At 31.4% G+C, this 23,951-nt stretch carries 17 protein-coding genes; 12 read left to right on the top strand and 5 right to left on the bottom strand.

The genetic code is table 11. The features are described from left to right. Positions 1 to 121: 121 nt before the first annotated feature. The 3 genes from B3040_RS13330 to B3040_RS13340 all read right to left on the bottom strand — a co-directional run bounded on the left by B3040_RS13330 (position 122) and on the right by B3040_RS13340 (position 3,059). A complete protein-coding gene (locus B3040_RS13330; RefSeq protein WP_291574089.1) occupies positions 122 to 1,378 on the bottom strand; it encodes a GNAT family N-acetyltransferase in 1,257 nt (418 codons plus the stop codon). Between the two features lie 220 nt (positions 1,379 to 1,598). After that, on the bottom strand, positions 1,599 to 2,450 hold the full coding sequence (locus tag B3040_RS13335) for a GNAT family N-acetyltransferase (protein WP_291574091.1): 852 nt from the start codon (positions 2,448 to 2,450) through the stop codon (positions 1,599 to 1,601). Beyond that, on the bottom strand, positions 2,451 to 3,059 hold the full coding sequence (locus B3040_RS13340; RefSeq protein WP_291574094.1) for a TetR/AcrR family transcriptional regulator: 609 nt from the start codon (positions 3,057 to 3,059) through the stop codon (positions 2,451 to 2,453). Positions 3,060 to 3,226: 167 nt separating this feature from the next. Between B3040_RS13340 and B3040_RS13345 the strand changes: the two genes are divergently transcribed. Next, complete coding sequence (locus B3040_RS13345; RefSeq protein WP_291574096.1) at positions 3,227 to 3,544, top strand: hypothetical protein; 318 nt, start codon at positions 3,227 to 3,229, stop codon at positions 3,542 to 3,544. A gap of 64 nt (positions 3,545 to 3,608) precedes the next feature. Here the strand turns inward: B3040_RS13345 and rbr are convergent, their stop codons facing one another. Then, positions 3,609 to 4,196 carry a rubrerythrin gene (gene rbr, locus B3040_RS13350; protein WP_291574097.1) on the bottom strand — a complete coding sequence of 196 codons (588 nt, stop codon included), beginning with the start codon at positions 4,194 to 4,196 and terminating at the stop codon, positions 3,609 to 3,611. A 353-nt stretch (positions 4,197 to 4,549) separates the two neighbouring features. Between rbr and B3040_RS13355 the strand changes: the two genes are divergently transcribed. The 4 genes from B3040_RS13355 (at position 4,550) to B3040_RS13370 (ending at position 11,662) form a co-directional block, all read left to right on the top strand. After that, positions 4,550 to 6,550 (top strand): MASE3 domain-containing sensor histidine kinase, encoded by a 2,001-nt coding sequence (locus tag B3040_RS13355; protein WP_291574099.1) that lies wholly within the window; start codon positions 4,550 to 4,552, stop codon positions 6,548 to 6,550. A 357-nt stretch (positions 6,551 to 6,907) separates the two neighbouring features. After that, positions 6,908 to 9,226, top strand: coding sequence for an immune inhibitor A domain-containing protein (locus B3040_RS13360; RefSeq protein ID WP_291574101.1), 2,319 nt, complete (start codon positions 6,908 to 6,910; stop codon positions 9,224 to 9,226). Positions 9,227 to 9,557: 331 nt separating this feature from the next. After that, positions 9,558 to 10,784, top strand: coding sequence for an FprA family A-type flavoprotein (locus tag B3040_RS13365; protein WP_291574104.1), 1,227 nt, complete (start codon positions 9,558 to 9,560; stop codon positions 10,782 to 10,784). A gap of 170 nt (positions 10,785 to 10,954) precedes the next feature. After that, positions 10,955 to 11,662 (top strand): Crp/Fnr family transcriptional regulator, encoded by a 708-nt coding sequence (locus B3040_RS13370; protein ID WP_291574137.1) that lies wholly within the window; start codon positions 10,955 to 10,957, stop codon positions 11,660 to 11,662. Between the two features lie 39 nt (positions 11,663 to 11,701). On the opposite strand, the gene B3040_RS13375 is transcribed toward B3040_RS13370, so the two are convergent. Then, positions 11,702 to 13,129: a peptidoglycan-binding domain-containing protein gene (locus B3040_RS13375; RefSeq protein ID WP_291574105.1), complete on the bottom strand. Its 1,428-nt coding sequence runs from the start codon at positions 13,127 to 13,129 to the stop codon at positions 11,702 to 11,704. 266 nt (positions 13,130 to 13,395) lie between these two features. Between B3040_RS13375 and B3040_RS13380 the strand changes: the two genes are divergently transcribed. The 7 genes from B3040_RS13380 (at position 13,396) to B3040_RS13410 (ending at position 23,933) form a co-directional block, all read left to right on the top strand. Beyond that, positions 13,396 to 14,004 carry a LysE/ArgO family amino acid transporter gene (locus B3040_RS13380; protein ID WP_291574107.1) on the top strand — a complete coding sequence of 203 codons (609 nt, stop codon included), beginning with the start codon at positions 13,396 to 13,398 and terminating at the stop codon, positions 14,002 to 14,004. Between the two features lie 44 nt (positions 14,005 to 14,048). Next, entirely contained in the window at positions 14,049 to 15,005 is a 957-nt protein-coding gene (menA, locus tag B3040_RS13385; RefSeq protein ID WP_291574109.1) for a 1,4-dihydroxy-2-naphthoate polyprenyltransferase, read from the top strand. A gap of 630 nt (positions 15,006 to 15,635) precedes the next feature. Beyond that, the gene (locus B3040_RS13390; protein WP_291574111.1) at positions 15,636 to 17,579 is read left to right on the top strand and encodes an FAD-dependent oxidoreductase; all 1,944 of its coding nucleotides are present in this window, start codon (positions 15,636 to 15,638) and stop codon (positions 17,577 to 17,579) included. Positions 17,580 to 18,094: 515 nt separating this feature from the next. Continuing rightward, positions 18,095 to 19,069, top strand: a complete 975-nt coding sequence (locus tag B3040_RS13395; protein ID WP_291574114.1) for a polyprenyl synthetase family protein — start codon at positions 18,095 to 18,097, stop codon at positions 19,067 to 19,069. Positions 19,070 to 19,126: 57 nt separating this feature from the next. Continuing rightward, complete coding sequence (locus B3040_RS13400; protein ID WP_291574116.1) at positions 19,127 to 20,050, top strand: patatin-like phospholipase family protein; 924 nt, start codon at positions 19,127 to 19,129, stop codon at positions 20,048 to 20,050. 500 nt (positions 20,051 to 20,550) lie between these two features. Next, positions 20,551 to 22,743, top strand: a complete 2,193-nt coding sequence (locus B3040_RS13405; protein ID WP_291574119.1) for a DNA topoisomerase III — start codon at positions 20,551 to 20,553, stop codon at positions 22,741 to 22,743. Between the two features lie 248 nt (positions 22,744 to 22,991). Continuing rightward, positions 22,992 to 23,933, top strand: coding sequence for an AEC family transporter (locus B3040_RS13410; RefSeq protein ID WP_291574121.1), 942 nt, complete (start codon positions 22,992 to 22,994; stop codon positions 23,931 to 23,933). Positions 23,934 to 23,951: the final 18 nt, after the last annotated feature.

Here is a 23,951-nt window from a genome sequence, read left to right on the forward strand (position 1 = left end):
ATTAATATAGGTATAGTATTCCATAAAAAATTAAATTTATTTATGAAAAATCACTGCAATAAATCTATGCAGTGATTTTTAAAATTACATTGAATTACATATACCTTAATTAGAACTTATCCTAAAATTGGGATAGGCAACTTGGCTTTTCATCAGTTGAAAAAATTTTATTTATTTTATTAATGTAGGATTTATTAGAAACTAAGGCTCTTCCGTACTTATATAAACTTTTAAAGGAAACAGAACAAGTTATTAATGAGGAAAAGTCAGCTATATCCAGGGTTACCTCTACATCAAAGTCAGTTTCACTACTTAAGGAAGCCTTGCCATGCTGAAATTTAACTATTATACTTCCATCATTATCACTAACAAAGGTGTCTTTTACAGTTAACTTCATAGTGCAAGTTACATCATTAAAGTTATGATCTTTTAATTCCTTAAATAGCCCTTTAGTATTAATAACTCTATACATTATTCCAGTTCCTTGAATGTTACTTTCATGATAAACAGGAGTAAACATATTATTACTACCATTTCTAGGATCATCTAAGATGAATCTAAAATCTTCATCTTGAACATTAAAAATTATATATCTTATTTGATCATTTTGGCTATTAAAGAAGGTCAGCATTTCTGAAAGAGCAGAAGAATTTTCAAACAAAAATTCATTTATAACCATATCGTTCAGTAGAAAGTTTCCATCTTCACTAGGTTTAAATTCGAAGAAGGCATAACTTTGAACTACATTATTTCTTTTATAGCCAACTGCCTTTAATCTAGGATTTTTAAGTTTTCCAATAAACTCAGCTTCATACTTCTCTATTAAGCCATTAGTTTTTTTAAACACTCTAGTGTAGCAATCTAAAAGCAAAGACGCCTCATCTTCTTTTATAAAGCAGATGTTGTTTTTTGAAGAGCCTTTTGGTAGATTACAAGGCTGAATCTTAAACTGATTCATACTAGTTCCAAAACCAAAGCCCATTTTTTTATAGAAATCGGGTCTAAAGGGATAAAGCACCACCATGGAAGCTCCTAGATTTTTATAGTGATTTATAAAATAAGTTACAATTTCTTTTGCTACCTTTTCCTTTTTATTAAGAAGGTTTACAGCTACAGAGCCTAACCCTCCAACAGGAATTTTATGAGACAAAAGATTCATTTTGAAGTCATGAAGCCTCATACCACCTACCATGGTATCACCATTGAAAGCTCCATAAAATTTAACAAAAGGATTTTCTTTATGAATCTTTGTAATATTTTCAAGAAATTTATTTTTTTCTTCTAAAGAAGTGATTTTTAGTCCTGGATAAGCATTAAGGTCAATTTCAATAAAGTCCCTAAAATCCATATCACTCCATAGTTTTCTAATTAAGTACATTATTTCACCCCATTTTATTGTTGATAAAAAGTTTAGGAATATCCCCATGATAATATACGAGTAAAAAATGGAAAAGTTTAAGGGAAAATAATAAATTAAAATAAAAATATTATTAAATAGTAATTAAATTCACTTTACTAATAAGTTTTGGAAGGAGATTTAAGCTATAAATAGAAAAACTAATTAACTCCCACTCAAGCATAATTTAAAAGGTATATGGTTATATATTAAGATACATTTCATACTGAGAAATGGAATCTTTTTTAAAGCCTATATGTCTTATAAAGCCTTCCATAAGGTGGTTATTTGGTACTGTTATAGAAAGTTTTGAAGCATCAACTTCCTTAGAGAATGTACTTAAAAGACCTAAGGCAATCCCTTTATTTCTAGCATTTTTATTAACCCACAAAATATTTGTTTTTCCAGTAGTATTTCCACATAAATACCCAACTAAAGTTTCTCCTACATAAGCACCATAATAAAGCGAGTTTTCTAGCGTTTCTACATAATCTATATCGCTCTGCCAATTTATGTGATAATCTTTAGTCTCTTCCAAGGCATTTTTGAAGTCCACAAAATTAATTTTTTCAATGTGCATATGTGGATTATTATAATTTCTTAATGTGGATAAATCCTCTAGTGAAAAGTACTTTAAGTCATAAACTTTTTCATAGGAAAGGTTATTGTAGAATTTAATAGCTCTATCATTACCAACAATTACTTCTAAAAATAATTGTTTGCAGTTATTTTTAGAAGCAACTTCTTTATGAAGCTCCATAAGTTTTTGGCTAATGCCCTGCCCTCTATAGTTAGGATGGACAGCTAGTGTTCCACAGCGCATAGTTTTAATTCCTTCATAATGCTTAATTCCACCAAGAATAACACCTATAGCTTTATCACCATCAAGAGCTATATGAGAATAATCTAAAGAATTACCCTCTGGTCCAAAGAATCTGTTAACAAAAATATCCTTTGGCATAGAAAGTTTTATAATGTAATCAGAAAAACCTATAGTAAACGCATCAAATATTAAATCCATATTAACTTCAGAACATTTTTTGTAATTTATCATTTAATCCACCTCACAAATATTATTTATAATCATATTTACTAAGTTATTAGCTATTGCGTCGTTTGCTTTAACCCCCATGATACCTGTATAAAATCCTATAGAATCAGTAGAAGAGAGTATTATATAGCAAATAGAATTTACATCTAAATCTTTCCGAAACTCACCTCTAGTAACTCCTTCCTTTAAAAGAGCACATAAATCTTTTGAAACCTGGTTATACCTCTCTAAGGCAAAAGTTTTTACAGCATCATTTCTAGAAGTAACGGACCAAAACTCAAAAGTAAATTTAATTTGAAGTATATTTTTTTCATCAATAACCCAGTTAAGTATCCATTGAAGGTAGCTACTTAATTTTTCTTTGCTACTCATTGATGAAGTAAAACTTGCTATTAATTTCTTTCTATTGATTAGACGGTCTTCTGCTATTGCTAAAAATATTTCTTCCTTACTCCTAAAATAAGTATATATTCCGCCCTTACTAACTCCTGAAGCATTAACAATATCATCAATAGTAGTGTCAGAATAACCTTTATGAGAAAATATTTTAAAAGCATGATGCAAAATTAAAGATATTCTTTCTTGTTTACTTTCTTCGGTAATCTTTGGCATTTTAATTAACACCTCCTTAAAAAAAGACTGGTCGGTTTTTATTTTAACATGTAGGATATATTATGGCAATACAGTTATTTTAATGAATAAAAAAGTATTAAATATTATTAACTTTATTCCTATGATTTAAATAAGATATACTAATAGTACTTAAGTAAGAGGATGCTATGATAAACTTTAAGTGTTTTTCCACTAACCAACTTATAGCTTTATCAGTATTAATAGGGGTAACAATAGCAAAAAATCTGGAAACTAATGATCAAGTTACTGTAGCTAATATGATATATATAATTGGGGATGTAATAACCTTTATTAATGGGGAAATTGAAAATCAGAATAGTAGTGAACAATCAAATAAAGATGAGAAAAGTAATGGAGGAGATTCAAAAGAAGTTAAGAAACTAAAGAAGCAAGTAGAAGAATTAACTTATTGGGTTATGGAACTAAAAAATAAAGCAGAAGGTAAAAGTCAAACTAACTCCTGATTTTTTACAAAAATGCAAAAGTTAAGCCCCTCTCTACTTTTAGGGGTAGAGAGGGGCTTTGCTACTAATAGTTTTCGCAAAAAACTTCAAAATAAGATTTTGGATGTACGCAAGCTGGACATTTCTCAGGAGCTTCTTTTCCTTCAAATATGAAGCCACAGTTGCCGCATTTCCACATTACTGGCTCATCTTTTTTAAACACTGTTCCGTTTTCTATGTTAGCAAGTAACTTTCTATATCTTTCTTCGTGGAATTTTTCAACTTTAGCAATCATTTCAAAAGCTAGAGCAACTTCAGGGAATCCCTCTTCTTTTGCAACTTTTGCAAACTCAGGATAAAGTTCAGTCCACTCTTCATTTTCTCCAGCAGCAGCATAACCTAGATTTATTTTAGTGTCATCGCTTAAGCCTACTGGATAAGTAGCAGTAATTTCAATACCTTCTCCATTCATTTGCTCTTTTAAAAACTTATAAAATCTCTTAGCATGTTCTTTTTCTTGCTCTGCTGTTTCCATGAAAAGAGCAGATATTTGGTTAAAGCCCTCTTTTTTAGCTACACTTGAGTAATAAGTATACCTATTTCTAGCTTGAGATTCTCCAGCAAAGGCCTTTAATAAGTTTTCCGCAGTTCTTGTACCTTTTAAGTTTTTCATTGCTCAGTCCCCCTTGTAAATAATAATCAATATTAATTATAGCATATTTTACTAAATTTGGCATGGGGAAAATTCCATATAAAAATCAGTTTACAAAACCTTAACAAAGCTATAGAATGATATTTTCTTAAGACTTATTATTAATTGCAGTAATAAATTTATATTTTCATACATAAAAATATTATGACAAAGTTTTAATATACTAAAAAAATGCCAAAAATAAGTTTGTTTTATTGACGAATATTAATAATGATGTAATAATATAGGTAATATTGGGAAAATTTAATAAATAATGTTAGTATGGTTTAACACATAATAGGGACTTGTCAATAATAGTCAGGAGGATTTATTCAATGAATGATTTGTTAGGTAAAGACAGTATAAGGAATGTGAGATATTTGACATCTAATGAAAGGGAAAAGAAACTTAACTTAGTTGTTATGGCAACTCTATTTTTTTGTGCAATGAGCTATTTAAGTTATAAGAATTTCTTGTTATTCCATGGGATTATTGAAATTTTTTGTATACTGGTAGCCTTGATGATATTCACTATTGTTAATAATACCAATAATTTTTCAAGAGATGCAGCTACTAATATTCTTGGAATATCTTTTGGTGTTGTAGCTATAATAGATGGAATACATACTTTAGCTTATAAAGGCATGGGGGTATTTCCAAATTTTGGTCCAGATTTACCAACTCAAATGTGGCTTGCCTCTAGATATATTAACAGTATTTCAATTTTTTTAGCTTTAATGCTGTTTGGAAAGTCAGTAAAGTATAGAAATATATTGATTCCTTATTTAATAGTAACCATTGTTTTATTTGTAGATATATTTACAGTTAATTTATTTCCAAGCTGTTTTATTGATGGAGTAGGATTAACACCCTTTAAAATTTATAGTGAATATGTTATTAGTGGAATCTATATAGCAAACATGGTTGTATTATATAAAAAAAGAAGTAAGATTAATCCAGTAACCTTTAAGTACTTACAGGCTTACTCTCTATTAAGCATTGCAACAGAACTATCCTTCACTTTTTATATTGATGTATATGGACTTTCAAATATAATAGGACATCATTTTAAGTTGGTTGCTTTTTATTGTATTTATAAAGCTATGGTAGAAGTTAACATAAAGGCTCCTTATAGAGCTTTACAGCAAAGTGAAAACAGGTATAGAATGTTTTTTGAAACTTCTCCTAATGGTATACTTCTATACTGTAAAGATAAGATACTATTAGCCAATTCTTGTTTTTTAAATATGTGTGGATACTCTAGCTATAGTGAAGTTATTGGAAAGTCAGTTTTAAACTTTATTCATCCAGATGACTTAGAGAAAGTTAGGGGTCTTAATAAAATACTTGAAGTTCATAAACTGGTTGAAGGTTATGAGGTTAAACTTACAAAGCTAGATAAATCTGTAGTTGATGCAGAACTCACTGTAATGCCATATGAGTATGAAATGGATGATTGCATGTTTATAATGATTAAGGATATAACGGCTCAAAAACAATCAGAAAAACTTAAGGAAGAAGTAGCACAAAAAACCTTATTTAATAATATGCAGAGAGACTTCTTCACCAATCTATCCCATGAGCTAAAAACTCCAATAAATTTAATCTTTGGTACTGTACAACTTATGGAAAGTAAGGTTAGAAGTAATATTACAAATATAAAAGAACTAGGCTTTAGTAAACATAGCCAAGTTCTTAAGCAGAATTGCTATAGAATGTTAAAGCTTATAAGTAATCTTATAGACATTACAAAAATAGATACTGGTTATTTGAAATTAAATTTAAAAAACTCAAATATCATTTCAGTTGTAGAGGACATAACCTTATCAACTACAGAGTATATCGAAGGCAAGGGTATTTCTCTAATTTTTGATACAGATATAGAAGAAAGAATTATGGCTATAGATGGAAATATGATTGAGAGAATCATTTTAAATTTATTATCCAATGCCATTAAGTTTACAGATAGTGGTGGGAAAATAACAGTTGAAATAATAGATAAGGAAAATAGTGTAGTAATATCGGTTAAAGATACTGGGGTTGGAATCCCTAAAGAAAAGCTTGAAGAAATTTTTAGTAGGTTTGCCCAAGTAGAAAAAACTCTATCCAGAAACACAATGGGAAGTGGAATAGGTCTTTCTTTAGTATATTCTCTTGTAAAAATGCATGGTGGAATTATCTTCGCTGTAAGTGAACCAGGAAAAGGTACTGAGTTCATCATAGAGTTACCTGTAAAAGTAGTATCAGAAGAAGAAGAGTGTAATTTTATAGAGCTTCAAGGAAAAGAAAGATATGTAGATATGATGAATATTGAATTCTCAGACATTTACTCATAGTAATATAATCAACAGAAGCCAAGCTAATGGAAATACTTCATAGCTTGGTTTTTATTGTGCTATAAGAATTCGAAGGTAATTAGAAAAATATAAATATTTAATTAATATGTGTTTACTTTAAAAATGTAAATTCAATTAACATTTATCAATAAAAAGTTATAATAATAAGTTTAATTGTCATTAAAACTTATCAAATAATTTAATTTGCTAAATATTTGTAGAAATAATAACCTTAAGGAGAGAAAAATGCCACAAAAAATAGACGAATAATTGTTGAAATACATTGAATTTATAGAATATAATGTTAATAAAGTGTTTACAACAAATGTTTTATTTAACAATTATAGGGGGGATTTTATGTTTTCTAAAAAAGTACTTGCAACTATGTTGTCCTTATCAGTGATAGTGAGCTCTTCAGCTACTACATCTATGTCGATGCTAAATAATCAAAAAACAAACCCAAGTCAAACAACAAATGAAAATGCCTACTACAAGTATGGTGGGCCTGTTGATTTGTCTGTGGCAAATGAAGAAAAGGTTATTGAAATGTTGAAAAAGGAAGGACAAATTCCTAAGGATGCCACATATGAAGAAGCACATAAAGCATTTATGAAGTATATGCAAGACAGTGCAAAAGCAAATGAAAAACAAAAACCAACTAAGATGGAAAGAGACTTAAAAGCAAAACAAAATCAAAAGGTTCAAAAATATAAATTTGAATCAAGTCAGCCAGATAATAATCCAAAGGAAGTAAACATACTAACACTACTCGTAGACTTCAATGACTATAAACATAATAATATTCAGCCTGATGAGAGCGATATGTATTACAAAGATTATAGTCATAAGCACTTTGAGGATATGATTTTTGGGGATAATGGCTATGAAGGTCCTAATGGGGAAAGATTTACCTCAATGAAACAATATTACAAGGAACAGTCAGGGGGAAGTCTTAACATAAAAGGGAAAGTTGCAGGCTGGTATACACTGTCAAAGGATGCAGCTTATTACGGAGCTAAAAATGGAGGTTCTAATGATATAAGGCCAAGAAATGCAGTGGCTGAGGCTCTTGCATTAGCAGCTAAAGACCCAAATATAAATTTAGCTGATTTTGATAAAACTGATAGATATGATTTAGATGGAGACGGAAACCTTAATGAACCAGATGGAGTAATCGATCATTTAATGGTTCTTCATGCAGGAGTTGGTGAAGAAGCTGGTGGTGGAAACTTAGGTTCTAATGCAATTTGGTCTCATAGATGGAATCTTGGTGGCATGTATAAAATACCAGGAACTGAATACTATGCATATGATTATACAATAGAGCCAGAGGATGGAGCAGCAGGAGTTTTTGCTCATGAATTTGGGCACGATTTAGGGCTTCCAGATGAGTATGATACAGATTATACAGCACCTTCAGGAGAGCCAATATCTATGTGGTCAATTATGTCTTCAGGAAGTTGGGCAGGAAAAATTGGTGGAACGGAGCCAACTGGATTCAGTCCATATGCGAAACAATTCTTCCAAGCAAACTATGGTGGTAATTGGCAAAAACAAATAACTCTTAACTACAATGAAATTTCAAAGGCTGGAGTTCGTTTAAATTTAAGACAAGCTAGTGAAGAGGGACAAGTAGTAAGAATTAATTTACCAGATAAGGCACATGAAATCGTTAAACCTTTTAGTGGAAAGCGTATTTACTTTGGTGGAAAAGGACAGGATGGAGCTCCAATTCTTACAAATATGACTACTAAAGTAGATTTAACAAAGACTTCAAATCCAAGTCTTAACTTTAAAACTTGGTACGATATTGAAAAAGGATGGGATTTTGCAACAGTTCAAATTAGAGAAGTAGGGACAACTGCGTGGACATGCGTTCAAGGAAACATTACAACAACTGAGCATGATCCTCAAGCAAGTGTTGTAGTTCCTCATGGGATTACAGGGACTTCTAATGGTTGGGTAGATGGAATATTTGATTTAACTGCATTTAAAGGTAAGAATGTAGAAGTTAAGTTTGAATATCAAACAGATACTTATTCCTTTGGAGCAGGCTTCTATGTAGATGACATTAAATTAGTAGATGGAGCTAACTTGCTGCTTTCAGATGATGCAGAAGGAACTTCTAAATTTGCAATGAGTGGATTTAAACAAGACACAGGAACTATTTATGCTCCACATTATTATTTAGTTGAATGGAGAAATCACCACGGAGTAGATAAGGGACTTGCAAATATCGGTGTAATGGGGCAAACTTTAGCTTATGACCCAGGTATGGTTGTATGGTATGTGGATGATTATTATTCAGATAACTGGAGGGGAGTTCACCCAGGAGAAGGTTATCTTGGTGTAATTGATGCGGATCAAAAAAGTGTGCTTTGGAGATTTGCGGATGGAAAAACACCATCTAGTTTAGCAAGTGGAAGATATCAAATGCATGATGCTGCCTTTAGTAAGAATAAGGAAGCTGTTATAAATATCAACACAGATGCAGAACTTGGAAGATCACCTATTGATGAATATAGATTTACAGAGCCGAGCTTTGATGATAGCAATAACTACTCAAATGTTGAGATACCTACTCTTGGAACTAATATTCCTAAGTATGGCTTGAAGATTCAAATAACAAATCAAGCTAAGGATAATTCATCAGCTAGCATAATGATTAAAAAGTAATGATTAAACAAATAAAATTTGTGACATAAATAGTACCTTTAAGCAGTGACAACTTGTATTTTTCATGAATACTATAATGTTATAAATCAAATAAATGTATAAAATAGGATAAGAATTTTTAATTTCTTATCCTATTTTTATTGTGATTTTGATTTGAATCACATATTTAACTTTTAAATCCTCCTATAATTAAGTCATGAAATAAAACAAAACTTTAAAAATATAAAATTTAAAGCTAGGAAGCTTTACCATAGGAACTAAAAATTATAAAGCTTAAAATTAATATAAGGGATATAAAAATAAAAACTATGATTTAAGGGAGGAAACAACAATGAAAAACAATATATTAGTAGGAAAAGATGCTTATTGGGTAGGTTATGTAGATGATAGAAAGGTTCCATTTCATAGATTGGTTTTAGAAAAAGGAACAACTTATAATAGTTATTTATTAAAAACTGAAAGACCTACAATAATAGATACAGTGGATATAAGCTTTGGAAAAGAGTATGTAGAAAACTTAAAGCAGTATATAGATTTTGAGGAAATTAAATATATAGTAATAAATCATGTGGAGCCAGATCACTCAGGAGCTCTTCCAGTGCTTGCAAGTAAAGCGAAGAATGCAGTAATAGTAGCTACTGAGCTCGGAGTACAAGAACTAAAGGAAATGTATAAGCTTCATAATAGAGAATTTTTAATTGTTAGAGATGGAGATACTCTTGATATTGGTGGTAAAACCCTTAAGTTCTTAGAAACTCCATATCTCCACACTGAAGAGACTATGGTGACTTATGCAGTAGAAGACAAAACACTATATCCATGTGATATATTCAGTACTCACGTAGCAACTTATGACTTGTTTAGCGATTTAGCCGCTGAAGATATTACAGGAGATTTTGAGGTTTATTATAGCCTTATCATGAACCCACATAAGAACTATGTTCAGGATATGATTAAAAAAATTAGAGCTTTAGATATAGAGGTTATTGCTCCGTCTCATGGTTATATTCTAAGAGATAATGCAAGAAAATACATTGATTCTTATGACAATATGAGCAAAACTGAGGAAGTTAATAAAAAGGCAGCTATTTTATTTTCTACTATGACTAGTAACACTAAAAAATTAGCTAACTTCATTGGAGAAGCTTTAAATAATAAAGGAATTGAAGCTACTATAATAAATGTAAAAGAAGATAAGGATGTAGAAAATGCTAAAGAAGCACTTTTAAACTCAGATATATTATTCTTTGGAAGTTCTACTCGTTATGGAGACATGGTAGGAAAAATAGAAGAAGTTTTAAAAGAACTTAAGAATATGGACTTAAACTCAAAAGTAGGGGTTGCCTTTGGATCTTATGGATGGAGTGGAGAAGCCATAGAAATTATCAATGATTACTTAAAAGCATCAACTTTAAAGGTTCTAGATAGTTCACTTATTATTAAATCTACTGGAATGGATAGTATACAAGCTCCAATAAGGGTTAAGTTTGCGGTAGAAGAAGAAGTAAACAAATTTAAGCAATCTGTAAATGGTATTAGTGAGATATTAGCAGGGTAGAATTTTCAAGGGCATAACTTAATGTAAGCTACGAAGAATAGTTGAAATAAAGCAATTTAAATGTTAACTATATATTGAAGTTTTATATTAAATAATTAATAATAAAGGTAGTAATGGAGATAATATCCATTGCTACTTTTATTATTTTGTAAAAAATTTAGAAATGAGGGATTAGTTTGAGTTGTAATTGTGATAGATGCAAAAATAAGTTATGTGCTAGTAAGGTACCTATATTTTCAAATTTGAATAATGATGAACTCCTAGAAATTGTTAATATGACAGGGCATAACAACTATAAAAAGGGAGAAACCATATTTTTAGAGGGGGATGAAGCTCAAACTCTATATCTTATTAATGAGGGGAAAATTAAACTTTATAAGTACACTAAAGATGGAAAACAACAAATCTTACATATATTATCTGAAGGAGATTTTTTTGGGGAGTTAAATCTTTTTAAGAATTCTCAATATGGCTTTAGTGCAGAAGCTATTATAGACTCTAAGATTTGCACTTTAACTAAAGAAAAAATGAAAAGTATAATCTTAAGTAAACCTGAAATTGGCATAAAAATATTAGAAGTGGTAGGAGATAGACTTTCAAAGGTGGAAAATCTTGCACAACATTTAGCAACTAATGATGTTGAATCGAGACTTGCCTATCTTTTAATTGATATGCTAGAAAGTGATGGAAAAAAGACTACAAAAGGAATAGAGATAGAGCTTTCTATATCCAGAGAAGATATGGGTAGTTATGCTGGAGTAGCTAGAGAAACCATCAGCAGAAAACTGAAAAAGTTTGAGGAAGAAGGCTATATTAAGTTAGTTGGAACTAAAAAGGTAATTATATTAGATGAGGAAACCTTGAGAGAGCTGATTTAAGGAAATAAAAGCAAGTAGATGATACTACTTGCTTTTTAACTATCTTTTATAGCTTACAGTAGGTATATTCACATCATTTCTATAAGGAGTAGGAGGAATAAATAGAGCTGTTTGGGTTTCAGGGGCAACAGTACTTCTAAGCTCTGCAATCTTAGTAACACCAACATAAATATTAGAAATTGCATACCAGGTTGCGAAATCTACTTCTCCCGTTTGAGGAAGATTGAAAACTCTTTGGAAAGTTCTCACGGAATTTGCAGTGCCAGAGCCGTATATACCATCTAAAGCAAGTTTAGGAATAGCAGGGTAATTTTGTGATATTCTATTCAAGAAGGTTTGAATAGTTCTAACAGGTTCACCTCTGCTACCTATTTTCAAGGTATATCCAGGATAAGACTTTGGAATACCAGAAACCTTTTCTGCTTGAATTAGGTCAATATTAGTTCCGTAAAAGTTAGTTAGAATTTGATAGGGTGTAAGACCACGGTCACCTAGGTCTTTACTTCCCCATTGAGTAAGCCAACCAGGACATTGAACTTGTCTTCCGTCACAATATTGAGTAAGTAGTGGCTGCTTTGCTCCCCTTCTTCTTACATAAGTAGTAAAAATTTCATCGACTATTCTATTAATGTTAGCAAAGATATTTCGCCCATAAGTAAAAGCATGATCAAAGGCAGTTGAGTTTGTTATATCGAATTTATAGCCTTTTCCACGATACCACTCCGTATAAATTCTGTTTAAAGTAAAGGATAAAATACAGTAGATATTAGCTCTAATGGTGTTTTCTGGCCAAGTTGCATAAATCTCAGAGCTTGCTACATTTTTAATATAATCCTGAAACCTAACAGTGTAATTTGGAGCAGCTGTATTAGTTGGAACGCCTGCATGAACCACTACAAATTCAGGAACCACGGGTCTAGGTAAAACTACAAAGCCACTAGGTGGTGGTGGTAAAGTTTTTTCAGGATCTTCAGGAATTTTAGGTGGGAAGTTACCAAATAAAGTATTGGCAGGAACTTGAACAATTTCAGCAGGTTCCAATATTTCTCTACTCCACCATCCCCTAGCACCTTCCGTGCTTGCTGTAGGTGCAGCCCCTGTTGCTCCGGTGGAAGGAACTATATCAGCTGGATTTAAGTTACATACTTGTAGAGCGGTGTTTTCAGGGAGAATTTGACACCCTCTTACGATAAAAGGTTCATAACCCTCAGCCTCTACAGTGATATCACAAGTACTATAAGGCTGTTCAGTGGTGTTGTTTGGGTCTAATGAAAGCTCCACGGGAGGAGCTATTAAATCTATTACTTGTGTTTGGCCCTCTGTATTTGTGGTAAGAGTACCAGTTTCTCTTGTATTTTGTCTAGTGGCAGCAGTACTGGTAGGAGTAACTGTTACCCTTGCATTTGTTACAGGAATATAAGTATTTCCTCGGAAAACTTGAACTTGTAATCTTCCTATGTCTGCCATAAAATCTCCTCAATAACATACTGATTCTTTATAGTATATGAAGTTATAAAGTTAAAGGTTACAAAAATTGGCAATGTTAATGATAAGTAGTATTTTAAATACATAGCACTAGTTTTAAGTTGTAATTATATGTTAAAATAGCTTTGAAGTTGAAAAAAGGGGCCAGATTAGAATTTATATATAAGTTAAGTTTTAACTTTGGTTCTCTATAGTATAAAAAATATAAACTCAGTTTATAATTCAACATGGGGAAGGAATGAAGGGCATTGGAAATTTTTTTACAAGGCTTTACTTTAGGGCTTGCTTATGTAGCACCTATTGGAATGCAAAATATTTATGTAATTAATACTGCTATTGGTAAAAATAGACTTAGAGCATACCAAGTGGCGTTAATTACCATATTCTTTGATATCTCTTTGGCACTAGCTTGTTTTTTTGGCATGGGTGCTATAATGGAAAAGTCGCAGTTATTAAGAGGGATAATCTTACTTGTTGGTTCTCTTGCAATAATTTATATTGGAATTGGACTTTTAAGAAGCACACCAAATTTAGATAGAGAAGTAGATATAAACAAAACATTAGGACAAGTTGTAGCAACTTGCTTTATGGTTACTTGGATTAACCCACAAGCATTAATTGATGGGTCACTATTACTAGGTGGGTTCAGGGCATCACTTCCACAAGAGGCATCAGCAATATTTATTTTAGGTGTTTGTTTGGCATCTTTTAGTTGGTTTACAGGATTAACTACAATAGTATCAGTTTTTAGAAAAAAGTTTAATGTAAAGATAATAAAAGTTATTAATATAATTTGCGGAATAATTATTGTTTATTATGGTTTAAAGCTTGGATATAACTTTTTACAAATGATTTAATATTTCTTAGATGACAGTTGTATATTGTTTAAGGGGGAGTGACTATGTCTATAGGCAGTTTTTTAAAACTAGTAGAAATTCAAACCAAAGTAGCAAGTATGATTCCTTTTCTTTTAGGAACCATGTTTACTTTATATAGGTATGATAGCTTTAAATTAGAGAATTTTATTATTATGTTTGTTTCCTTAATTTCCTTTGATATGGCAACTACTGCTATTAATAATTATTATGATTACAAAAAAGCTACAAGAACAAAGGATGATAGTTATAGAAAGGCTAACATAATTGGAAAAGATAATTTAAAGGAAGGCACAGTAGTTGGAATTATAATAACCTTAGTTCTCATTGCTGTTGTATTTGGCGCTATTTTAACAGTTAAGACAGATGTTGTAGTTTTACTAATAGGAGCAGTTTCCTTTGCCACGGGGGTTCTTTACACTTTTGGGCCAATTCCTCTTTCACGGATGCCGCTAGGAGAGATGTTTTCAGGCTTTTTTATGGGCTTTGTAATACTGTTTCTATCTATATATATTCATATTTTTGATAGCAATATTGTTGTTATAGGATTTCAAAATGGAATTTTCAATATGTCGGTTAATGTATTAGAAGTAATATATATTTTTTTAATATCTATACCTGCAGTAGGTGGGATTGCTAATATAATGCTAGCAAATAATACTTGTGATTTAGAAGAAGATATCATAAATAAAAGATATACACTCCCTTATTATATAGGAAAAAATTCTGCTTTAGGATTATTTAAAGCTTTATATTATATTGGGTATTTAGCAATTATAGCTATGGTTATATTAAAAATTGCACCGTTAGCTGTTTTACTTGTATTACTTACAATAATTCCAGTGAATAAGCACATAAATATGTTCTATAAAAAGCAAGTTAAAAGTGAAACTTTTGTTCTTGGAGTTAAGAATTTTTTAATAATGAATGGATCCTTATTACTGATTATGATTATAGTAAACATCTTATCTATATTCTTTTAATAATAGGTAAGTGGGACAGAAAAATAGCTAATATTAAAACATTTTTGTGACATGATAAGCTTATTAAGCAGTTGCTTGATAGGCGAATTATCACATATAAGGATAAGAAGTTAGGTTATAACAATAAGCTGTTAGGCTTGAGGTTATAACCTATATTTTTATTAAATATAACAGGAGATACATAAGTAGATAAATTTATAACTATTAAATTATCTACCTATTATTTATAATAAGTTTCTGTAAAATACAACCTTTAATGACAATATATACATATAATAGACAGTTGAAATGTTAATAGAGTAAATTAAATTAATCATAATAAAGAAGTGGGAAATTTAATTTAGTGAAAAAAAGTTCAATTTGTTTAATTTTAGTTTAACAATAAATACTTGCGAATTTCCAAAAAAAATTTCATAAAATAGTATTAAAATCTTAAAAACTAAAGTATAATAGTATTGGTAACAGTGTATACTTATTAGTTTAAGAAAAATGAACTTATTTTTTTACTACAAATTGATAATAAAAATACAAAAATTACCCTGTTTACATTATTAACATTTAGTTGTAGAATATTAATATAATATGAAATGTTAAAATTATAACTTATTAATTATTAATGAGGTGAAATGAATGGATAAACAAAAAAATATCCTGATTTTGGGGGCAGGTTATGCTGGGGTACATGCTGCAAAAATGCTTGCTAAAAAATACAAAAAAGACTCTAACATAAATATAACCTTAATAGACAAAAACCCATTCCATACATTAATGACAGAACTGCACGAAGTTGCAGGGGGAAGGGTTCATCCAGAATCAGTACAAGTTGACTTAGGGAAAATATTCCACAGAACAAAAGTTAACGTAGTAACAGACTACATTACTAATGTAGATACTGATAAAAAAGTAGTTACAACTAAACTTGGAAGTTACACTTATGACTATCTAATAGTAGGTACAGGAAGTGAACCTGCATTCTTTGGAGTTCCAGGAGTTAAAGAAAATGGATTTACACTATGGTCTTTTGAAGATGCTATCAGATTAAGAGAGCATATAACAAAGACTTTTGAGAAGGCTTCAAGAGAGAGAAATTCAAGTAAAAGAAGAGAAATGCTTACATTTGTTGTAGCAGGCTCAGGGTTTACAGGAATAGAAATGGCTGGAGAACTTTTAGAGTGGAAAACAAGACTTGCTAGAGAGTACAAGATTGATGAAAATGAAGTAAAAGTTCTTGTAGTTGAAGCATTAAGCACAATTTTAAACATGCTTGACAGAAAACAAGCAGATAAGGCTGAAAAATATTTAGCTAAGAATTGTGTTAAGGTATTAAAAGAATCACCAATAGTTGAAGTTACAGCAGAGAACATTAAGCTAAAAACTGGTGAAGTTATACCAACTCAAACATTAATTTGGACATGCGGTATCCAAGGAACTGAAGAAGCTAAAGAATATGGTTTAAAACTTGGAAGAGCTAACAGATTAGAAGTAAACGAGAGAATGGAAGCTGTTGGAAAAGAAGGGGTATATGTAGTTGGAGACTTAGCACTTAACACAGATGCTAAAGGAAACGTTACTAACCCACAAATCGTTGAAGCGGCAGAGCAAACTGCAGCAACAGCAGTTAAGAATATAATGGCTCATATGACAAATGGAGAAAAGGTTAACTTTAGTCCAAAATATCATGGTTTCATGGTATCAATTGGTGGAAAGTACTGTGTAGCTAATACAGCTGGAATTAAAATGTCAGGTCTTTTCGCAATGATGACTAAGCACATGGTTAACATGTACTACCTATTTGGAATAGGCGGTTTTTACTTAATTTGGAGATATTTGCAACACGAATTCTTCCACATGGAAGACAACAGAACAATAATAAGAGGACACGTGTCTTCTCATGGAAATAGATTATGGCTTGTGCCTTTAAGGTTATTTATAGGTTGCATGTGGTTATTAGAGGGTGCTAAAAAGTTCTTTGGAGAAGGAACTTGGAAAGCAGCAACAGAAAGCTTTAGTACTTTAGGTGACTTGTTTAAGGGTATTGGAGCAGATAGCTGGTTAAAAGCTGGTAATGTAAAAATGCCATTTGAATGGTTACAAGCTGCAGGTACTTCAGGAGCATCAGCAGCGGCAGGAGCAGCAGATGCAGCAACAAGTGCGTCTCAAGCAGCAGGGGCAGCAGCAACTTCATGGCCAACACCAATAATTAGTGAAATGCCTGGTTTCTTTAAATCTATAATGGAATTTATGATTCCAAACCCAGAAATAGCTGTTTGGTTCCAAAGAATGGTTGTATTCCTAGAAATAGGAATGGGCTTAGCTTTACTTGCAGGATTATTTACATGGCTTGCTAGTGCAGCATCAGCATTTATGGTATGTAACTTTATTCTTTCAGCAATGGCTGGATGGGAAATATTATGGTATTTCTTCGGATCAATTGCATTAATGGGGGGTGCTGGTAGAACACTAGGACTTGACTATTACGTAATGCCATGGCTAGGAAAAACCCTGGGTAAATGGTGGTTCGGAAAAGAAAAACCAATATATGGATACGAAAACAATAAATCAATTACAATGTAGTAAGATGTAAAATTAGTTTAGCATCTATGAAGATATAAAGATGTATCTTTATAGATGCTAACTTTTTATATGGATTTGAAAGATGAATTTTTAACCACACTTTAGGAGTGAGTTAATCCTCCTTCCAAAGTGGATGAACAAAATGAACTTGTTCATTATTTAATCTAATCTCATATAAGAAAAAATATTACTTAAAAAAATCTATAATTTATTACAAATAGTAATATACTATATTATATAAGTACATAGGTAATCTATAGGTTTGAAATTTTTGTAAAATTCTATGGATTCTAAGGTTAAAATCTAATATGATTAAAATGGGAAGTTTTAATGATACTTTGCAAAGAAACTTTCTCTATCTTCTTTAGGTAGAATTTAAATCTCCTTTCAAAGTCGTTAAATAAAGTGAACTCATTCATTATTTTAAAGTAAAATGTTATGTGCAAGTCTAGGAAAATTAACTTTTCTAGAGTTAAAAATTATCTATATAAATACATTTAATAGAGGTTGATATTATGAAGGTTAACAAAATGTGGGACAAGTATCCAGAATTAAAAAAGGATTTAGAAGGTGTTCTTCAATTAATGGAAAAAAACATTAAGTGCAAGGATAAAAGAATTGAAAGCTCCATAAAAGAATTAATTTATTCTGGTAGTAAACTTCTAAGACCAGCCTTTTCTTTAATAGCATCAAGATTTGGGGAATATAATGAAGAAAAAAGTAGAGCAGTTGCTGCAGCTGTTGAAATGCTTCATATGGCCACCTTAGTTCATGATGATGTTATAGATGATGCGAAGACAAGAAGAGGGCAAGAAACTCTTCAGTCTAAGTATGGCAAGGATTATGCAGTTTATATTGGAGATTATTTGTTTTGTGTGACTTTCAAACTTCTATCAACACATTCTTCTTCTTTAGCAAGTATTAAAATAGATTCAAGAGCAATGGAAAGAATTTGTTTAGGTGAAATAGATCAAATGAATTCTAAGTTCCTAGTAGATACTTCTGTTAAGAAATATCTATCTAGAATTCAAGGAAAAACTGCTGAGTTATTCTCACTAAGTTTTTATAGTGGAGCTTCAGAAGCAGGTTGTAATGAAAAGTTAAGCAAACAATTTTGGCAAATAGGTCACAATATTGGAATGGCCTTTCAAATAATTGATGATATTTTAGATTATTCTTCAGAAAGAAATATCCTTGGTAAGCCAGTGGCAGCAGACATAAAACAAGGCATCTTTAATCTTCCACTAATTTATGCCATGGAGAAAAATAAGGAAGAATTTAGAGCTATACTAGATAAAGAAACTATCACAGATGAAGATGTTTCAAGTATTATGGAATTAGTAAATAAATATGATGGTGTAAAAAAAGCTAAGTCCCTTGCGGAAAAATACACAAATAAAGCCTTTAAGTTTATTAATAAATTACCGGAAAATCAGTATAAAGATATGTTGTTAGAGATAACCGAAAGATTATTAGATAGAAATTCATAGCAAGTAATATGTACCTCCTAGGCTATCATGAATATGATAATTAGGAGGTGTTTTTTTATGAAAGTAGATATGGTTTTTGAAGGGGGAGGAGTTCTTGGTATTTGCTTTGTTGGTGCCTTAGCCTCACTTAAACAGAACGGATATGAGTTTGAAAGATGTGCTGGAGCCTCAGCTGGAGCAATCGTAGCTGCATTAGTGGTAGCAGGGTATTCTGTAGAAGAATTATATGACATAATAGGAAATACTAATTTCTCCATATTTAAAAAGAGCCAACGATATTGGAAAATTCCTATACCAAGACCACTTGAGTTTTTAGGTAAAAATGGACTGTACAATGGAGAAAACATAGAGAACTGGATAAGACCTCTTTTAGAAGCAAAAGGAGTTACAAAGTTTAAGCATGTAATGAAAAATGGCAACAGCAAGCTGAGAATTATAACTTCAGATGTAACTAAGGGTGATATGTTAGTACTTCCTGAGGATTTAAAAAAGTATGGTATAGACCCTTGGGAATTTGATATTGCAACAGCAGTGAGAATGAGTGCAAGTATTCCCTTTTACTTTACTCCCTATATTTTAGATTATAAAGAGGGGAAAAGCTGCATTGTGGATGGAGGACTTTTGAGTAACTTCCCCATATGGATTTTTGATGTAGAGGGGCTTCCTAGGTGGCCAACAGTTGGCCTCAGATTAGAGAAAATAAGGCCTAAACAAAAAAGTACAAGGTGTAGTTTGTTTAAATTTACAAAGGAAGTAGTAAGTGCACCCATAGATGTAAATGGAGAAAGATTTATTAGAGACAAGGATTTAGTTAGAACTATAACCATTGAATATCAAGGTCTTTCAGCTACAGATTTTGATATAGTCCATAAGTATAAGGAGGTATTGTTTCAACTTGGATATAAGTATACAGAAACCTTCTTAAAAAGATGGGATTTTCAAAGGTATTTAAGTATCCTTAAGAACGATAAAAAGGTGTAAGTAAATAAAGCAAAATAAGGATTACACAAATAAAGATTACTTAAGATAGGATTGGCTATAATGAGTACTAAGCTTATTGTAGTAATGATAAATAGGAAATAGTTAATATGAGAAATAGAGGTATATAAATTCATGCATAATAAAAAGCTACTAGAAAGATAGTTTATTTAGTACTTTCTAGTAACTTTTTTACTTATAATTAGGTTAGCAGGGTTAGGGTACTAACTTAATTATAGCTAAAAGGAGCGATTTGGGTTTAGGGGTTAACTTCTAGAATACATATTCTATGACTAGTATATTACAGTTGCTATATTTCAATTAGGTGGCAAAGGTGTGAATAAAGTGTTAATAGTGTCCCATTGTTTCTTAAATATTTTATTTGTGTTAGTATTATAAAAGAAAGTTATAATTTAAATTAGAACCAAAATTATTTTATATAGGCAATTAAATGCAGGACTTAACTTATATATGAAATCTACATAAATTGAGAGGATGTTTTTATGAGTAAAATATTAGTTCTTGCTGAAAAACCTTCTGTAGGAAGGGATTTAGCTAGAGTTTTAAATTGTAATAAAAAAGGCAATGGATATTTAGAGGGAGATAAGTACATAGTTACTTGGGCTTTAGGACACTTAGTAACTTTAGCAGACCCAGAGGCTTATGATGAAAAATATAAGTCTTGGAGAATTGAAGATCTACCAATGCTTCCTAAATATTTAAAGTTAGTAGTTATAAAGCAAAGTGGAAAGCAGTTCTCAGCAGTTAGAGAGCAAATGAATAGAAAAGATGTAACTGAAATTGTTATAGCAACAGATGCTGGCCGTGAGGGAGAGTTAGTTGCTAGATGGATAATTGAAAAAGCTGGGGTTAAAAAGCCTTTAAAAAGACTTTGGATTTCCTCAGTTACAGATAAGGCAATTAAAGAGGGCTTTAGCAAGTTAAAGCCAGGAAAAGATTATGAAAATCTTTATGCGTCTGCTGTTGCTCGTTCAGAGGCAGATTGGGTAGTTGGAATTAATGCTACTCGTGCTCTAACTTGCAAGTATAATGCCCAATTATCCTGTGGTAGAGTTCAAACTCCAACCCTTGCTATAATTGCTAGAAGAGAAGAAGAAATACAAAACTTTAAACCTAAGAGCTATTATGGAATTACTGCTAATACTAAAGATATAAAGCTTGTATGGCAGGATAGTAAAACAAGGGATGTTAAAACCTTTGATAAGGAAAAGCGAGATAAAATAATGGGAAGCTTACGAAATAAGGATGCTGAAGTTATTGAAGTAAGCAAGACAGATAAAAAATCCTTTGCACCAGGACTTTATGATTTAACGGAGCTTCAACGTGATGCAAATAGAATATTTAGTTTTTCTGCAAAAGAAACCTTATCTATTATGCAAAAGTTATATGAAAGTCATAAGGTTCTAACTTACCCTAGAACAGATTCAAGATACCTAACATCAGACATAGTGGATACATTAAAGGATAGAGTTAAGGCTGTAGCTGTAGGACCTTATTCTAAGGTGGCGTTTAAAGTGTTAAAGGGTTCTATTAAAGGGAACAAGTCCTTTGTAGATAACAGTAAGGTTTCAGACCACCATGCTATAATTCCTACAGAAGAAGTACCAGATTTAAGTGCTTTCAATGATAAGGAAAGAAAGATTTATGACCTAGTAGTAAAACGTTTCTTAGCAGTTTTATATCCACCTTTTGAATATAATCAAATATCAGTAACAGCTAGCATTGGAGGAGAACACTTCATTGCAAAGGGGAAGGTTATACTAGCTCAAGGCTGGAAGGAAGTTTATGACAATAGCTTTGAGGAGGAAGATGGTAAAGATGATGTAAGAGAACAAATCATGCCTAACTTAAATAAGGGAGACATGCTAAAGGTTATATCTATAACAGAGACTAAAGGTGAAACTAAGCCACCAGCTCCTTTTAATGAAGGAACACTGCTTTCAGCTATGGAAAATCCAGTGAAGTATATGGATACGGAAAATAGTGCTTTAAAGAAAACCATAGGAGAAACAGGGGGACTTGGTACCGTTGCAACCCGTGCTGATATTATAGAAAAGCTATTTAACACCTTTGTTATAGAAAAAAGAGGCAAGGATATTTTCATAACTTCAAAGGGAAAGCAGCTTTTAGAGCTAGTTCCAGAAGATTTAAAATCTCCAACCTTAACAGCACAGTGGGAGCAAAAGTTAGCTGCAATTGCTAGGGGGAACCTTAACAAAGATACCTATATCAATGAAATGAAAAACTATGCTAAACAGGTAGTTAATGAAATAAAAAGTAGTGAAGAAAGATTTAAGCATGATAATATGACTAGAAACAAGTGCCCTGAATGTGGAAAATACATGCTTGAGGTTAATGGCAAGAAGGGTAAAATGCTTGTTTGCCAAGATAGAGAGTGTGGTTACAGAAAGGGAGTAGCTAGGGTTACTAATGCTAGATGTCCTGAATGTAAAAAGAGATTAGAAATTAGAGGTGAGGGTGAAGGACAAATTTATGCTTGCCCAAATACCAACTGTAACTTTAGAGAAAAAGTATCTGTATTTAATAAAAGATTTGATAAGAAATCTGATAAGGTAAATAAAAAAGAAGTAAATAACCTAATGAAAAAAATGAAGAAGGAAGCAGAGGAGGATTTTAATAATCCTTTTGCAGATCTTTTAAAGAACTTTAAATAATGAAAAAAAAGGGCTTTAAGCACTACTATGGTGCTTAAGGCTCTTTAAACTTGCTTCTTAATAATAATCTTTGATACTATTACATTATGATACAAAGCTAAAAAGTAGTTTTGCTGTCTCTTGAGTTACACTTACTAACTCTAAGATAAGTAATTATGAAATTGGAATTTTTGAAAATAAATTATTAAGTATAGATAAAAGAAATATTTATAATGGTATAGAAACTCAAGAAATAAAGGAGAATTAAAATGATACTTGATGCATTACAAAGTGTTTTAACCATATTTATAATGGTTGCTTTAGGAGTAGTTTTAACTAAAAAAGGTTGGTTTGATGAAAATACTGGAAAGCTTTTTTCTAAGATTGTAACGAAAGTTTCTCTTCCTGCCTTTATGATAGTAAACTTAACTTCCTCCTTCACAAAGGATGTTTTAACAACCTCTTCTTTAGGTATTGGACTAGCTTTTCTTAACATGATAATTTGTTATGGAATCGGACATGTTCTTGGTGGAATTCTTAAGGTTGATAAAAGAAAAAGAGGACTTTTTAGTGTTATGTTTGGACTATCCAACACTATATTCATAGGACTCCCAGTGAACACAGCATTATTTGGAGGGGAAAGCACTCAATTTGTACTTCTTTATTACATAACCAATACCCTATTTTTCTGGACTTTAGGAGTGTATGGTATTAAAAAGGATAGTGGACAAGTATCTGCTAATATATTTTCTTTAGACTCCTTAAAAAATATAATTACTCCACCAATTGTTACTTTTATAATTTCAGTTATTTTAATTCTTTTAGATATAAGACTCCCTAAGTTTTTCTTATCAGCTTGTAGCTATGTGGGAAGTCTTACAACTCCCCTTTCTATTTTCTTTATGGGAATAACCTTAACCAGATTAGATAAAAAGTCTATTAGCTTCAACAGGGAAACAGTAGCAGTAATCCTTGGAAGATTTTTATTAGCTCCCGTAGTGATGTTTCTGATTATAGGAGGATTTGGATTTCCTGTTCTTATGAAAAAAGTTTTTATTCTTGAAGCAGCCATGCCAGTTATGACCCAATCTGCCATAGTAACAGAAGCCTATGGAGGAGACTATAAAGAAGCTACAGTACTTTGTACATTAACTACAGCCCTTAGCTTAATATTTATTCCAATATATATGATATTATTTAACTACTTATAGATGAAAGGCTACTTTCTA

Source organism: Clostridium sp. UBA4548 (assembly GCF_002387895.1).
GTDB lineage: Bacteria > Bacillota > Clostridia > Clostridiales > Clostridiaceae > Clostridium_J.